The organism is Enterococcus raffinosus (genome assembly GCF_001886185.1).
Taxonomy (GTDB): Bacteria; Bacillota; Bacilli; order Lactobacillales; family Enterococcaceae; genus Enterococcus_A; species Enterococcus_A raffinosus.
On record NZ_JXLA01000038.1, the window covers coordinates 1 to 12,972 of the forward strand.

Genomic DNA, 12,972 nt, shown 5'->3' on the forward strand with positions numbered 1-12,972 from the left:
AAAAAACTTGTATCGATCTTTAAAACCAGTAGCGGACGTTCGCAAACCTGGAGCTACCCAAATCCAGGAGATGGCAAAGCGCCAGAGGATGTTCGTAGTATCTTAGAAAAAATGACGTTGCTACATTTGTTCAATAAGGACGGCGAAAAGTTGTATAACGAAGTCGTTAGCGCCAAGTACGTCGAAACTGTCGAAACAATTATTTTTTAATTGATTAACTTGAGGAGGCGCGGCTTAGCCGCCACCCTCTACTAAAGAAAAAGGAGGACAATATCCCATGAATGAACAAACCCTTTCGTACCGCCAGTTGTTCCATTTGAAATCAACAACCCTAGAAAAACGTATCAAAGAGTATTACTACAGTACACAAAACAGCAGCCTAACGATTAAATACATTCTCACTTTGAAAATACGGCACCAGCTGGGTGCGGAAGAGTTTGCCTTCATTCTAAAAGATCTTGTCCGTGAGATTTTTATGAATACGAAAGCTACTCGTACCATGAAGCGCTTCTTCTACTACTTTCAAGATTACTTCATGGCACCTGAGTGGCAAGCATTAAAAATGAGAACCTTCTTAGTCCGTAACTTTGGTGAAAAAGCCGTGTCTCTTGTCCGTTCCTTAATCTCAAAAGTCCGTCCCGATGAAACAAATGAACCTTGATAGAAGATCACCTACGCAAAAAAAATTTGAGAAAGGAAACTAAGGCTATGAGACAGGATTTAGTGGCGACCTTTACCAACGGTCTGGGCGCAACACATGACTGGAAATATAACAATCTAAAGAATGATCTGCCAATGCCAGTGATCAAAGAAGCTTGCGAACTCTTAACGACGTTGGATATTTTTGAAGAAAATGGCGTAAAACTATTTGATTCCGTGGTGACAGCCAAGATCATTACTACCAAAGAAACTGAGATTTTTGATACTACCAATGAAGCCTATAAAATTACAGACGACTCCGAGTCCCTGTGCAGAGGCACGAACACAGCTCAGCGAACACCAGCTGAACACGTACAAAATACCGTTGTGGAGACAGCAAAAGCACCCGCAGACAAGCTAATTCGCCAACATTCATTAATAGAACCAACAATACTAAAACATGAACACACATCATTTAAAGACAATACTGCCTGTGCCGAGCCTGCGTTCCCTCCAGAGTATCTTCAGCCGCCGCTGCTTTCTGCCGAAAACACAAGGACACGCCAGCGTCTACTGTCTTGGCTTCGTGGAAAGAAGCATCGAAACAAAGAAGGACCACCCCAATCACAGAACCATTCCCAAAACTAAATTCTGCCCTTCTCAAATAAATTAAGCGTAGGTCATTTGATCAATTTTTTGAACTCTTTTTTGAACATTGAAGGAGCCTTCGACAAAAAATGAAAATTTCCTTTCTCAAGATTTGTTCATCAAAAAGAAAACGCATTGAGCCTTAAAAAGACTCCATGCGTTTATCCATGATGTTTACTTTCCCTCCGCCACCTCTGAATGGTTTGGACCAACAAGCGCTTCATAACAGGGGTTAGCAGTAGATAGAAGACGATATTCCCAACAGCGTGCATCAAATCCACCGGAATGCCTGCTAAATAATAAGGTAGAAAAGCCGATATTCCAAGAAACGGGGCTTGAATTAGTGAAATAAAGAACCCAAAAAGCAACCCAGTGATTCCAGCATAAATAGCTTGTAAAAGGATACTCGCCTTAAACTTAGGAACTCTTTTTAGCAAACTCGTTAGCAAAATAAGCAAGAAGTACGTAGCGACCTGAGCGATCGTCCAAACGCCCATCCCCATGTAAAAATTGGTAATAAGAATAGATAGAATGCTGACGATCAAGCCTTGATAGGATCCCCAGTAAATAGTGATGATCAATAGGATCGCGGTAACCGGCTGCACATTCACGATAAACTGAAAAAAAGTCCGGCTAACCACACACAAGGCAACCATCATAGACAGCAGACTTAATTCCTTCACACCTAATGAAAAGGTGGAATAGATGCTTCGACTAGAATTGTTCAAGCTTGAACACCACACGATCGCCATTCTTCAACTTCGCGTCTTTTGCTCCTACATTTACCTGTTCATCATTGATCGTGAATACCCAGTATTTATTGTTTTTGGCATCCTGCGCGTGTCCATCAATCGCGGTGATCATCCCTTCATCATCTTCAATCGAATAATTTTCCTTTAGCACGTCAAACAAGGAATCGCCATCCTTAAATGACAGGTCTTTTTTCGACAGTTCTTTTTCCCCGTCCAGCAAGGTAATGCTCGTCTTTGCCGCTGATTCCTCGCTGCTGGCTGCGACCTTTTCTGTTGATTGAGACGTATCCGTTGACCCCGCTTGTTTTGAATCGCATCCGCTAAATAACAGCAAGCTCAATAATAATGCAAAAACCAAATTTCTTCTTTTCATGCGTCAATCCCCCTTAAATTCTAAAAAAAAAGACACCCAATTTTATCGGGCGTCCTAAAACTACTGTTGAAACAAACGACCCTGATATTGCTTGTTTTTATCAATCAACAGTAGTGTCTGACTTTGCTTTATGCATCACAGTAGAAAGGGACTGTAAAGGAATCTCACCTTTTTCCTAGCAGCTGATTGAATTTTATTCTATTTTTTACTCGCAAAGTGCTTCTATAAACGAAGAAAACGAATTTCCCTACATTCAAAATAACAGATATAGTATTCAAAAGAAACACTATTGTGACAATCTTATGTTATTTTGCGAGACAAAACAAATAAGTAATACGAAATAGGAAAAATTTGCCTTTATGTCTCGACGCCTCTTCATTTACTCTCTCGTTTTCCATGAATAATAAAATACGCTTGGGAAAAGACAGCTTCTTAAAGACCCACATTTGTTGAGGTTGTTTTCATCTATGTGTCACTAAAGTTTAGCAACGCATGTAAGTTTCAAGGTTGCTTCAGGATTCTTTTACGTACCTTCTGTTTTAATAGGCAGAATAGTTACTCTTTCACTGAATTGATAGTACAATGATCAATTACTAAAAAATCTTGAAGGGTTTGATAACTGACATGCCAAAAATAGAACGAAAAGCCCATGAAGTCGAGGCGGCTCTTGAAGAAGATATTGAGATTCAGGGGAAGCGATTTCGGCTTTATTTTCAAAATAGATACACGATTCTTTCGCTGACAGTTGATTTGCTGACGGGGTTCTTTTACATTATCGGCAGCGTGGCCGCATTGACATCCATTCCTGATCGAATCGGCATGTACTTCTATTTAGCGGGCTCGATCTTTCTAACGATTCGACCGATTCTTCGGATTATCAAAAATATTTTCATTTACGATGATCTGAAGGCTGAAAAAAAGAAAAACGATGCTCACATGTGATGTCCCTCTGCTCAGAAAAAGGAGCTATATTATGAACTACTTAATCTTTGGTCTGGAAATCATCGCGATTGTCCTTTGGCTGTTATTCGGACAGCACTCATTATTGTCCGCGATCATCGGAATAGTCGTCATTATCCTTATTACTCAGTTTTTACATAGGTGGCTGCATGCGCGGTAGTAATAAAACAGCGGACCATTTTATTGCTTAGATGGCCCGCTGTTCTATTACCTTTATTCACTTTTTAATTTTTTAAGTAAGTCAATGTTCAGTCCCGTAACCTCAGAAACTTGCTCTATACTTAGTCCTGTTTTCAACAATTTAACTGCAAGGATTCGACGTTCTTCTTCACGCCCTTGCACCTTGCTCCTTTGCTTCTTCAATCGCCGTTGCGAATACTGCATCATGGATAGCTTTAGACTTATTGATTTTCATGATCATCTCTTTTTACTCGCTTTCCAATGTTAAGAAATCGGTTTTTCTTTTGGCTTCTTGGATATAATCGGGGGCATCGTTTTTTGTTTCGCCAGTTTTTAAGAAATATTGCCAATGATATCCCGCACTTTGTTTATCGATATGCGGATTTTTCAAGCTTAAAAAGCACAGCATCAGCAGCTCCTTGTTGTCTTTATTCAAGAATGATCGGTAGGTTTCTTCGTTCAACAATCGAAACAATTGCAAAGCTTGTTCCTGTATATCAAATAGATGAAAATCTATGATATTGATACCATAAGCTGGCCGCAGGCTTGAAAAATTATTTTTCTTCTCTACTTCTGTAGCTTCTTGGTTGCCAAAAGGAGAACGAAACGCTTCTGACAAATAGAAAACAGAGCGCTCATGGAAAAACGCGTGCGACTGAATCTGACATTCGATCGTCGTATGACTGCCATCATCAAAAATATCTACCTCGGTCCGAAAGATATCGGTTTCTTCGTAGGATTTCTTATAGCTGTTTATATGGTACGTTTCTTTTGGCTTCAGGGTCTTGAATTCTATACCTAACAAATCTTTGACAAAAGCTTTTAGAATATGCGAGGAATCTTCGGATGTCAGCATCTTTTTGAACAATAGGTCATTGGTGGGTAAAATATTTCTGCATGATTTTCCTGCCTTTCAAATAGCTCGCTATTCCGAGCCGAAAGACATTTCTTGCCTTCATTATAGCATGCTATCAAAGTTCTTCTCTGCTAAAATACGCGGAATGAGGCTGTTTTAGCGAGGAAATTCCTTTTTGTTTTGCTGATAAATAAAAAAGTTTTGAAGATATCTCGTGATGTCCTCAAAACTTCTCTCCTGTTTCTCTTACCCAAAATCATACAGATCATGGTATTTTTGATAATTGATCATTCCTAGCGAGGTAGTAAATAATCGCGACTTTGCTTCAAGTTCAATGCGCAATTTTTCAAATTCCTTGCCAGTATGTTTTTTTGGTTCGTTTTCTTTTCTTTTTGGATCAAATAACTCCTTCATCATGGATTCCTCCTTTAGCCTCTCTTTTCAGGGAGGCGGACAAATACTACGTCAATTCTCTGAAAAAACTGGGGCTTCCACTGCTGGCAATACTTTCGTCATCCACAAAAATTCAATCTCATGCTTTGTAAAAGAGAACAATACTCGGTGATAATCACGCTTCAGGTAAAACAATTGGGCTGTTTTACGACCGGTTAAAACGATTCTGAAGTGTCCTTGCTCTTGGGCAAATTCTTCTACACGTGTCATTAATCGGTCCCCAATATGTTGTCCTTGAAACGCTGGTGAAACCGCTACTTGGCGTACACGAGCGATACCGAAAGGATACAACTGGATCGCTGCGGTGCCCACCACTTCCTCATTTTCAATTGCGACAAAGACATGCAGCTTCTTTTCTTTGTCCCAATCGATCTTTCCGCCTAATACCTGTTTCCGCAATTTCACTGCGCTGGTATGTTCTTTGCTAAATAATTCAGCCATTTCAATTCTCATTGTCAACGACCTCCTTCTTATTTCTGTCGTTCTTTACCAATTCTCCCAATCGCTAGTATCGGGCTGATCATGGGGCCCCTTTTTCTGAGGGCCTTCGTGTGGATCAACAGCTCCGGGACCAAAAGGACCAGGACCAAAACCGCCTCTGCCAAATTGATTTCGCATTTGTTCCTTCCATGCTCGTTTTAACTTGCGACGATCAGCTGGCGACATCCGACCAAATTCCTTCATATGAGGATCAAACTGCATGCGCATCGCTTTTAAGGCTTCGATCGCTTCAAATGGGTCATTTGGAAACTCCGGACGACCGCCGAAATCTTCACTCCACCCATCAATCACCTTATTCAACAATTGATCTAAGGTTTGCAATTCGTCGTCGGTTAAGCCTGCAAAAAATTCTTCTGACCGTTCCTGCGGCTTATTCACATTGGCTTTTTCACGACCGATTTCGGTGATATAGATTCGTTTGATGCGCTTATCCTGTTCATCTTCTCGACGCTCGATTTCGCCGCGACTTTCCAGCTTATTTAAAATCTCTGTAACAGAGCTTGGTCGCATATCCAAAATTTCCGCTAGAACACCAGATGTTACCCCATCTTCTTCTGCTAAAATATCTAAAACCAGTTGCTGCGTTGGCGCGCTCTTCTGACAATTACCAACATCCATTAAACGACGACTGGCGCTTCCTACATAGGATAATCGTTTTAATAATTCTTTTGTATACTCACTCATCGCTAGTCTTCCTCCTTTTGATTCGGTACCTATATTTTAGGTACCTAACCTTTTAACTTGAACCCAGTATACTTCGGTACCTAATCATTGTCAATGGATTAAATCAAAAAAATTTACATTTATTTGACGAATTAAATGGAAAAAGGACTTCTCCCTTGTATTTTTTATTTGTTTACTATCTATTGGTAATACCCAGAATGACCAAATTTAGCGAACGCTACTGCTATAGAGGTTCTTAACCTTCCTTTTTTAAGGTGGATTTATCAGTCTATCATGAAAAATTGTTCTGCTAATTTTTATAAGAGATATGATATACTAACTCTTAAGAAGTAAACAAAGTTTACTAAAGAAGGTGAAATTATGGCAACAATACAAGATATAGCTGATGAAGTTGGTATTTCTAAAGCAGCCGTTTCTAGAATCCTTAATAGAAAAGGTAAATTTAATGATAGTACAAAGGAAAAAGTATTCCGGGTTGCAAAAGAATGGGGATACTCAATACCTGGAGAAAATCAAATTTTAGATGAAAAGTTTTTTAAAACAATAGGAGCGGTGTTTCCCACAGGACATATTGCTTATTACAGTGTTCTAGTCTCATTATTAGAACAAGCAGCCTATAGTTTTGGTTACAGTTTGATGATTTGTAGTTCTTTATATGACAAAGAAAAAGAAGAACTTTTTTTTGAAGAGTTAAGAGAAAAAAGAATTAGCGGAATCATTTATGGGAGCTTTACAAATGATGCCAATTTGCCTATAGATGAAAATCTTCCAATTGTGACTATTGGACATCAGCTTTCCGAAAACATACCAACAATTAAGTCAGATAATATTTTGGCAGGAGTAATAGCAGCTAAACATTTAATGATGAAGAACTGCAAAAATTTATTATATATATCCGCCTATCAGGTAGGAGAATATAATGACGATCGATACAAAGGTTTTGCTGAAGAATTAGAAAAACACGGTAAGAAACTCCGGTCTTACTTTACTGGAATTAATGAAAGAAATAAAGATGTCCCCAGTGTAATCACTCAAATGTTTATTGAGAATCCTGAGGCAGATGGCCTTTTTGTTGAATCCTATACTCTGGCTATTCAGTGTTTAAAAGTCTGTAAATCCTTGGGGATTGTTGTTCCCGAAGATCTAAAAATTGTTACCTATGGAAATCAGATGTTAAGCTCCTATAGCTTCCCAGAGATAACAATGATCTCTGAAAATACAAATCAAATAGCCTATGAAGCAGTATCGTCTTTGATTGATGTCATTGAAAAAGATAGTGATGAAACTTCTGATATACGCAACAAACAAATTATTATACCTGTTGCCTTGATTGAAAAACAAACGACATAAAACAAATGAACTAGACTAAAGACAGTATTCTTTTTAAGGATACTGTTTTTATTTTATTATTTTAAGTAAACTTGTTGACTTAAATAGTCAACAAGTTTACTATTAGTGGTGTAAACGTTAACATTAGTAAGCACAGGCCATGCTTAAGAATTTGGAGGAAAATCATGTCAGAAAATTTTAAAGAAACAGCTAAAAGTATTATCGAACTTTCTGGTGGAAAAACGAATATTTCCAATGCACTACACTGCGCAACTAGAGTCCGTTTTAATATAAAGAATTTTGAGTTCGTGAATATTGATGGGTTAAAAGAGGTGCCTAGAGTCCTAGGTGTTATGAAGGTAGGAGATCAGCTGCAGATAATTATTGGTGCCGATGTCAATGCTGTTTTTGATGAGGTAGCTCTTCTTTTAAATGAAGGAACAGAGGAGAATGAACCTGAAGCTTTGTCCGATAAAAGTAAAAAAAATATTTTTAAATCCGTAGTTTTAGGAATTCTCGATGGTCTTTCTGGAACGATGGGGCCTGTTATTCCCGCAATCGTTGCTTGTGCCCTTTTCAAAATGTTTGCTGCTATTTTAGGACCAGATTTATTAAATTTACTTCCAGTGGAAAGCGATATTTTTACTCTACTGACCTTTGTCGGAGACGCAGGTTTTTACTTTTTTCCAGTAATTGTAGGTTATTCTGCAGCTAAAAAATTTAGTGTTACACCTGTTTTAGGAATCCTATTAGGAGCAATTTTAATCCACCCAACTCTTATTCAAATGGTTACAGAGGGCGCAAAATTTACCGTTTTTGGATTACCTGTTTACATGGTTGATTATAGTGGAACAATCATTCCAACCATCCTTTCTGTATGGGTAATGAGTTATGTAGAGAACTTCTTTAATAAGTATATTCATAGTTCGATAAGAAGTGTTTTTGCACCTGCATTTACCATACTTGTTATGCTACCACTAGCTTTGTGTTTCATTGGACCGGCAGGCGCATTTTTAGGAAACTATGTTGTCAACGGTCTTTTAGGGTTACAAAATTATATTGGATTTTTAGGTGTAGCGATTATCTCTGCTTTGTATCCAATTCTTGTAATGACTGGTATGCACATGGTCCTCATTACAGCTCTTTTCCAAATCTTTGCTACTCAGGGATGGGATGGCTTTGCAGGGCCAGCTCTTTGCTATGCTAGTTTTTCTGTCATGGGAGTCGCGCTAGGTGCTTTCTTCAGATTAAAAGACAAGTCACAAAAATCTTTAGCAGCTAGCTATGCAATCACTGCTATAGTTGCTGGAACTTCTGAACCTGTAATCTATGGAATATGCACTCGCTATAAAAAACCATTTATAGGATTGATAGCTGGAGGCTTTGCAGGTGGTTTGTATGGTGGGCTCACTAGAGTAATCTCTGCAACGCTCGTACCCTCATCTAGTGTGACGGCAACACTCGCTTTCGTAGGGAAATCTGCAAGTAATCTGTATAACGGCATCATCGCTTCGTTGATTGCACTTGTTGTGGCTGCTGTCTGTACGTATCTTTTTGGTTTTGAAAAAGACGAACCTGGATTAGAGAGGTAAATATGTTTCATAAAAAAATAGAATTAAATGATACTGCATTTGTTGAGGCGTACATCCCAGACCCCAGCATTTCATACAAAGTTAATAGAAAATGGCCAGCAGTAGTTATTTGCCCTGGAGGAGGTTATATGATCTCTGCGATAAAAGAAGGGGAAGCCGTGGCAATGCAATTTTTGTCCCAAGGCTATGCTTGTTTTGTTTTAAGATACTCCACATTTGTTAAAAGTCGAGAAGCTTATTCCAACGAGTTAGCTGAAATAAATGCCAATGGGTATTATCCATCGCAAATACTCGAGCTTATGGAAACCCTGTTTCTTATCAAAGAAAATTCTGAAGAGTGGTTTATAGACAACGATCATGTTTTTACAATGGGCTTCTCAGCAGGAGCACATATCGTTGCTATGGAGGCCTTTAGATGGAATGAGGATGAATTAATAAGCAAATTAGAATTTGTGCCAAAATCAAAAGAATTAAAACCTAGAGGAAGTATTTTATGCTATCCCATGCTGAATGCTAGAATGGATCATTTCACTAATAGTGAATTATCCAAATTTCAAAAGGATATGATGAATAAATGTCTGCATAAAAGTATAAGTCCAACTTTTGAACAATGCAAAGAATTAGAGGTTGAAAACTACCTTCAATCAGAAATTCCGGAGCTATTTATCTGGCATACTACGGAAGATACTGTAACGAATGCGAAGTATACCACTTCTTTAGTAAAAAAAATTCAAGATATTGGACGCCCCTGTGAATATCATCTTTTCAGGCAGGGGCGACATGGATTGGCATGTGGTAATAAGCACTATGCCAATAAGCCTGATGATATAAATAGATCTATTAGTATGTGGTTACCTTTAGTTTTTAATTGGATGGGAGAAATATAACGAATGTTGGAAGAAGATAAAACAATTTTTGATTATAGATTGAAAAAAGAAAAAAAGTATTGTGACATGATAAAACAAGAAAGATTAAAAGACAATATTGAGAAGATTTCTTATTTTTCTAAACACTGTGGATACATAGATGGGTATATCTACAGACCTGAAGGATACGATTATCAAGCCAATTTGCCTGTTGTCTTTAACTTCCATGGCGGCGGGATGGTACTAAGTTATTGTGAACAGGATGGTATTTATTGTCAAGAGATCGCAAATAAGGTTGGCGTAGCAGTTATTAATGTTGATTATGCAGTCGCTCCTGAGTACAAGTTCCCACTACCAATCCTTTCCGCTTATGATTTTATTGACCAAGTTATTGAGAATAGCAAACGATACAATCTTCAAAAAAATAATGTCCTATTAATGGGCCATAGCGCAGGAGGGTATATTTCAACAGCACTGTGCGTATTAAATGACACTAGAAAAAAACTTACTATCAAAGGACTAATTGCAGACTACGCTGTTTTAAGACAGGATGCCCCACCTTCAAATAGAAAAACCACTGACAAAGATAAATCAATTCCTGTTTCTAGAATGGAGGAGTATTTTAATTGGTATTTCAATAAGAATGATGATACAGCAAATCCGTTAGCCTCACCAATTAATGCGGATGGTAATATATTTCCTGCTACCCTTATTATTTCAGCTGAATATGATTCCTTGAAACAGGAAGAAGTAGCATTTGCAAAAAAATTACTTAAAAATGGTGTCGAAGTAGAATATAAAGAGTTTAAGGATACAATGCACGGGTTCACACATAAATGGTTTGAGGAATTTCATGGGGAACAATCAAAAAAAGCGTGGGAATTGATGGAGAAATTTATTCAATCAAAATTATTTAGTTGAATAAAAAATTGAAATTCAAATCTTAAGGAAAAAGGACTGAGATATAAATCTAGCTTCAAATAATACTTGTTTTCTACTAAAATTCCTTGAATGCTGTGGTAATCCATATTTGTTAATTCAATTGGGTAAAAATCGAAGCAATTACTTAAAAAGAGCGTAATGAAGATCACGGAAATAAATTTTCAATTATTAAACCGACTATTTGCTCAAATCTATTGTTTATAGGAGGTTAACCAGTTTATTGAAGATATTTTAAATGCAGTAAGGAATGGTCTAGTTATCGAGTTGTAAGTAAGCTGTTTATTATGAAAGAAATCGGCTATTTAAATCTATAAAGTTCCCATCAACAATTGACCCAGAAAAATTGTTACATAGGAATCCTTAGGAATAAAATTAGCTTCCCTAACAGGTTTTATCAGGTGAAATCGGGTTGTGTTTTTAGTTGCCCCAAAATAATTACAGTTTGCAAAAACCCTTGTTTTCTCTATCAAATAACGTGTATAGTGATAAAACATTTTAATTTTTGGGGTGTAAAAAACTATGGTAAATAACCGTTATGAACAATTAAAAAAAGCAGAACTTGGTGCAATCATTAGTATCGCTGCCTACATCCTCGTTTCTGCAATGAAGCTGATCGTTGGCAATATGGCGAACTCAGAAGCCCTGCGTGCAGATGGGCTGAATAACTTTACAGACATACTCGCTTCCGTCGCAGTTTTAATCGGCCTTCGTATCTCACAGAAGCCTGCGGACGCGGAGCATCGCTATGGACATTGGAAGGCAGAGAATGTCGCAAGTTTAGTGACTTCTTTTATTATGCTGCTAGTCGGTCTGCAGGTTCTCTACAGCTCCATCCTTTCTGTAATCAACAAGAAGATGGAATCCCCCGATATCACTGCAGCCATTGTTGGACTCGTTTCTGCTGTTATTATGTATGGTGTCTATTTCTTCAATAAACGGTTGTCGGAGGAAGTTAAAAGTCCTGGTCTGCTGGCTGCCGCAAAGGACAATCGCAGCGATGCCTGGACAAGTATCGGTACTGCTATCGCTGTTTTTGCCGCGTCCTTTAATCTAGGATGGCTCGATAGCGTCGCGGCCATTGTTGTCGCGCTGCTGATTTTAAAAACGGCGATCGATATTTTTAAAGAAAGCGTCTTTACCTTATCTGACGGCTTCGATCAAGAGGAATTAGATCAATTCAATGAGGCCATCCGCCACATCCAACAAGTCCAATCAGTCAAAAACATCAAAGGACGAAGCTATGGCTCCAACATTTATCTTGATGTCACCGTGACTATGCGACCAGAGCTAACCGTCAAAGAAAGCCATGATGTAGCTGATCAGATCGAAAATCTACTGCGGGATAAATTTCAGGTTTTCGAGACGGATGTCCATGTGGAACCAAGTGAATAGTTAAAAGAAAGAACCTTCCGAGTCGCTCACTCAGAAGGTTCCTTTACGATTATTCTGTTATTATAAAGTGTATGATTGAATTTATTAGTTAAGAAAACTCAATTCTTCCTACTCTTTGACACGCAGTTATACTTTAATCCCCAGTTCCCTCATCTGACCAAGGCAAGTCCGTCGATAGCAGCGCCGCGAAGTTTTTATAATCATCTCGTTCCTTCAATCGATGGTTTCGACGTTTTTCATAGCCTCCACACACCATTTTTTCCTCCTCTGTTTCTGGGAGGACCTTTGGAACTGTAAATTCCGTCTCTTCATTCATGTGAGAAGGCACTGCGACAAAGGTGGTGAAGCAAGTAGCTGCTAAATAGCGGTCGCCAGTCGCGAGATCTTCGCCGATGACCTTCACAAAGACCTCCATCGACTTATTGTGTGTTCCGGACACATAGCACTTCACACAAACGGAATGATTGGCATGAAGAGGTTTTAGAAAATTCAGATTGTCTAGGGATGCTGTTACTGCCCCTCTGCGACAATGGCGAGAAATGGAAATAGACGCGGCATCATCGATCAACGTCATTAACTTTCCCCCAAATAAATAGCCAAAAGGATTCAAATCAAAAGGGAAAATTCGGTGGGTCTGAATCACACGAGATTCCCGACAGGTTTTTGCTTCAGTCAAAAAATTCACTCTTTCTTTGCATTATTTTTCTTCAATTCCTGTAAATTATCCCACCTTCTTACTTTTTTTTCAAAAATTCTGAAAGTATACAGTTTTACAGACATTCGGTATACTGGAAGTTAAAGGAGG

The 12,972-nt window shown here is 38.4% G+C and carries 17 protein-coding genes; 10 read left to right on the forward strand and 7 right to left on the reverse strand.

The genetic code is table 11. The features are described from left to right. The 3 genes from RV13_RS16585 to RV13_RS16595 form a co-directional block, all read left to right on the forward strand. Window positions 1-210 (forward strand): DUF2922 domain-containing protein (locus tag RV13_RS16585; RefSeq protein ID WP_071875979.1); only part of this gene is annotated, 210 nt, incomplete at its 5' end. A 67-nt stretch (window positions 211-277) separates the two neighbouring features. Then, window positions 278-661, forward strand: coding sequence for a hypothetical protein (locus RV13_RS16590; protein ID WP_028021083.1), 384 nt, complete (start codon window positions 278-280; stop codon window positions 659-661). A gap of 47 nt (window positions 662-708) precedes the next feature. Further along, window positions 709-1,287, forward strand: a complete 579-nt coding sequence (locus RV13_RS16595) for a DUF2922 family protein (RefSeq protein WP_028021082.1) — start codon at window positions 709-711, stop codon at window positions 1,285-1,287. Between the two features lie 161 nt (window positions 1,288-1,448). Here the strand turns inward: RV13_RS16595 and RV13_RS16600 are convergent, their stop codons facing one another. Beyond that, the gene (locus RV13_RS16600) at window positions 1,449-2,039 is read right to left on the reverse strand and encodes an ECF transporter S component (protein WP_035019879.1); all 591 of its coding nucleotides are present in this window, start codon (window positions 2,037-2,039) and stop codon (window positions 1,449-1,451) included. Beyond that, entirely contained in the window at window positions 2,002-2,412 is a 411-nt protein-coding gene (locus RV13_RS16605) for a DUF4430 domain-containing protein (protein ID WP_028021080.1), read from the reverse strand. Before RV13_RS16605 ends, RV13_RS16600 begins: the two co-directional genes overlap by 38 nt. A 624-nt stretch (window positions 2,413-3,036) precedes the next feature. On the opposite strand from RV13_RS16605, the gene RV13_RS16610 reads away from it, so the two are divergent. Both RV13_RS16610 and RV13_RS21065 read left to right on the forward strand, forming a co-directional pair. After that, window positions 3,037-3,354 carry a YrhK family protein gene (locus RV13_RS16610; RefSeq protein WP_028021079.1) on the forward strand — a complete coding sequence of 106 codons (318 nt, stop codon included), beginning with the start codon at window positions 3,037-3,039 and terminating at the stop codon, window positions 3,352-3,354. A 31-nt stretch (window positions 3,355-3,385) separates the two neighbouring features. Then, window positions 3,386-3,532 carry a hypothetical protein gene (locus tag RV13_RS21065; RefSeq protein WP_156424141.1) on the forward strand — a complete coding sequence of 49 codons (147 nt, stop codon included), beginning with the start codon at window positions 3,386-3,388 and terminating at the stop codon, window positions 3,530-3,532. A gap of 267 nt (window positions 3,533-3,799) precedes the next feature. Here RV13_RS21065 and RV13_RS16615 read toward each other — a convergent pair whose 3' ends face one another. From RV13_RS16615 to RV13_RS16625, 4 genes are all read right to left on the reverse strand, one after another. Further along, window positions 3,800-4,408 carry a PD-(D/E)XK nuclease family transposase gene (locus RV13_RS16615; protein WP_060789463.1) on the reverse strand — a complete coding sequence of 203 codons (609 nt, stop codon included), beginning with the start codon at window positions 4,406-4,408 and terminating at the stop codon, window positions 3,800-3,802. 246 nt (window positions 4,409-4,654) lie between these two features. Continuing rightward, window positions 4,655-4,825, reverse strand: a complete 171-nt coding sequence (locus RV13_RS21070; protein ID WP_010744040.1) for a hypothetical protein — start codon at window positions 4,823-4,825, stop codon at window positions 4,655-4,657. A 48-nt stretch (window positions 4,826-4,873) separates the two neighbouring features. Further along, window positions 4,874-5,314 carry a GNAT family N-acetyltransferase gene (locus RV13_RS16620; protein WP_060789455.1) on the reverse strand — a complete coding sequence of 147 codons (441 nt, stop codon included), beginning with the start codon at window positions 5,312-5,314 and terminating at the stop codon, window positions 4,874-4,876. A 33-nt stretch (window positions 5,315-5,347) separates the two neighbouring features. Continuing rightward, entirely contained in the window at window positions 5,348-6,046 is a 699-nt protein-coding gene (locus RV13_RS16625) for a MarR family winged helix-turn-helix transcriptional regulator (protein WP_060789454.1), read from the reverse strand. A gap of 360 nt (window positions 6,047-6,406) precedes the next feature. Here RV13_RS16625 and RV13_RS16630 point away from each other — a divergent pair, with 360 nt between their 5' ends. The 5 genes from RV13_RS16630 (at window position 6,407) to RV13_RS16650 (ending at window position 12,167) form a co-directional block, all read left to right on the forward strand. Next, complete coding sequence (locus tag RV13_RS16630) at window positions 6,407-7,396, forward strand: substrate-binding domain-containing protein (protein WP_060789453.1); 990 nt, start codon at window positions 6,407-6,409, stop codon at window positions 7,394-7,396. Window positions 7,397-7,560: 164 nt separating this feature from the next. After that, on the forward strand, window positions 7,561-8,967 hold the full coding sequence (locus RV13_RS16635) for a PTS transporter subunit EIIC (protein WP_060789452.1): 1,407 nt from the start codon (window positions 7,561-7,563) through the stop codon (window positions 8,965-8,967). A 2-nt stretch (window positions 8,968-8,969) separates the two neighbouring features. Next, window positions 8,970-9,854 (forward strand): alpha/beta hydrolase, encoded by an 885-nt coding sequence (locus RV13_RS16640; protein WP_060789451.1) that lies wholly within the window; start codon window positions 8,970-8,972, stop codon window positions 9,852-9,854. Between the two features lie 3 nt (window positions 9,855-9,857). Next, window positions 9,858-10,754: an alpha/beta hydrolase gene (locus RV13_RS16645; RefSeq protein ID WP_060789450.1), complete on the forward strand. Its 897-nt coding sequence runs from the start codon at window positions 9,858-9,860 to the stop codon at window positions 10,752-10,754. A gap of 540 nt (window positions 10,755-11,294) precedes the next feature. Further along, window positions 11,295-12,167, forward strand: coding sequence for a cation diffusion facilitator family transporter (locus RV13_RS16650; protein WP_028021076.1), 873 nt, complete (start codon window positions 11,295-11,297; stop codon window positions 12,165-12,167). Between the two features lie 133 nt (window positions 12,168-12,300). Here the strand turns inward: RV13_RS16650 and RV13_RS16655 are convergent, their stop codons facing one another. Continuing rightward, window positions 12,301-12,843, reverse strand: a complete 543-nt coding sequence (locus RV13_RS16655; protein WP_028021075.1) for an acyl-CoA thioesterase — start codon at window positions 12,841-12,843, stop codon at window positions 12,301-12,303. Window positions 12,844-12,972 lie beyond the last annotated feature (129 nt).

What these genes read in the sequence shown, in the direction of transcription:
- RV13_RS16590 (WP_028021083.1), top strand. Translation starts at nt 278, where the DNA reads ATGAATGAACAAACCCTTTCGTACCGCCAGTTGTTCCATTTGAAATCA.
- RV13_RS16595 (WP_028021082.1), top strand. Translation starts at nt 709, where the DNA reads ATGAGACAGGATTTAGTGGCGACCTTTACCAACGGTCTGGGCGCAACA.
- RV13_RS16600 (WP_035019879.1), bottom strand. Translation starts at nt 2,039, where the DNA reads ATGGCGATCGTGTGGTGTTCAAGCTTGAACAATTCTAGTCGAAGCATC.
- RV13_RS16605 (WP_028021080.1), bottom strand. Translation starts at nt 2,412, where the DNA reads ATGAAAAGAAGAAATTTGGTTTTTGCATTATTATTGAGCTTGCTGTTA.
- RV13_RS16610 (WP_028021079.1), top strand. Translation starts at nt 3,037, where the DNA reads ATGCCAAAAATAGAACGAAAAGCCCATGAAGTCGAGGCGGCTCTTGAA.
- RV13_RS21065 (WP_156424141.1), top strand. Translation starts at nt 3,386, where the DNA reads ATGAACTACTTAATCTTTGGTCTGGAAATCATCGCGATTGTCCTTTGG.
- RV13_RS16615 (WP_060789463.1), bottom strand. Translation starts at nt 4,408, where the DNA reads ATGCTGACATCCGAAGATTCCTCGCATATTCTAAAAGCTTTTGTCAAA.
- RV13_RS21070 (WP_010744040.1), bottom strand. Translation starts at nt 4,825, where the DNA reads ATGATGAAGGAGTTATTTGATCCAAAAAGAAAAGAAAACGAACCAAAA.
- RV13_RS16620 (WP_060789455.1), bottom strand. Translation starts at nt 5,314, where the DNA reads ATGAGAATTGAAATGGCTGAATTATTTAGCAAAGAACATACCAGCGCA.
- RV13_RS16625 (WP_060789454.1), bottom strand. Translation starts at nt 6,046, where the DNA reads ATGAGTGAGTATACAAAAGAATTATTAAAACGATTATCCTATGTAGGA.
- RV13_RS16630 (WP_060789453.1), top strand. Translation starts at nt 6,407, where the DNA reads ATGGCAACAATACAAGATATAGCTGATGAAGTTGGTATTTCTAAAGCA.
- RV13_RS16635 (WP_060789452.1), top strand. Translation starts at nt 7,561, where the DNA reads ATGTCAGAAAATTTTAAAGAAACAGCTAAAAGTATTATCGAACTTTCT.
- RV13_RS16640 (WP_060789451.1), top strand. Translation starts at nt 8,970, where the DNA reads ATGTTTCATAAAAAAATAGAATTAAATGATACTGCATTTGTTGAGGCG.
- RV13_RS16645 (WP_060789450.1), top strand. Translation starts at nt 9,858, where the DNA reads ATGTTGGAAGAAGATAAAACAATTTTTGATTATAGATTGAAAAAAGAA.
- RV13_RS16650 (WP_028021076.1), top strand. Translation starts at nt 11,295, where the DNA reads ATGGTAAATAACCGTTATGAACAATTAAAAAAAGCAGAACTTGGTGCA.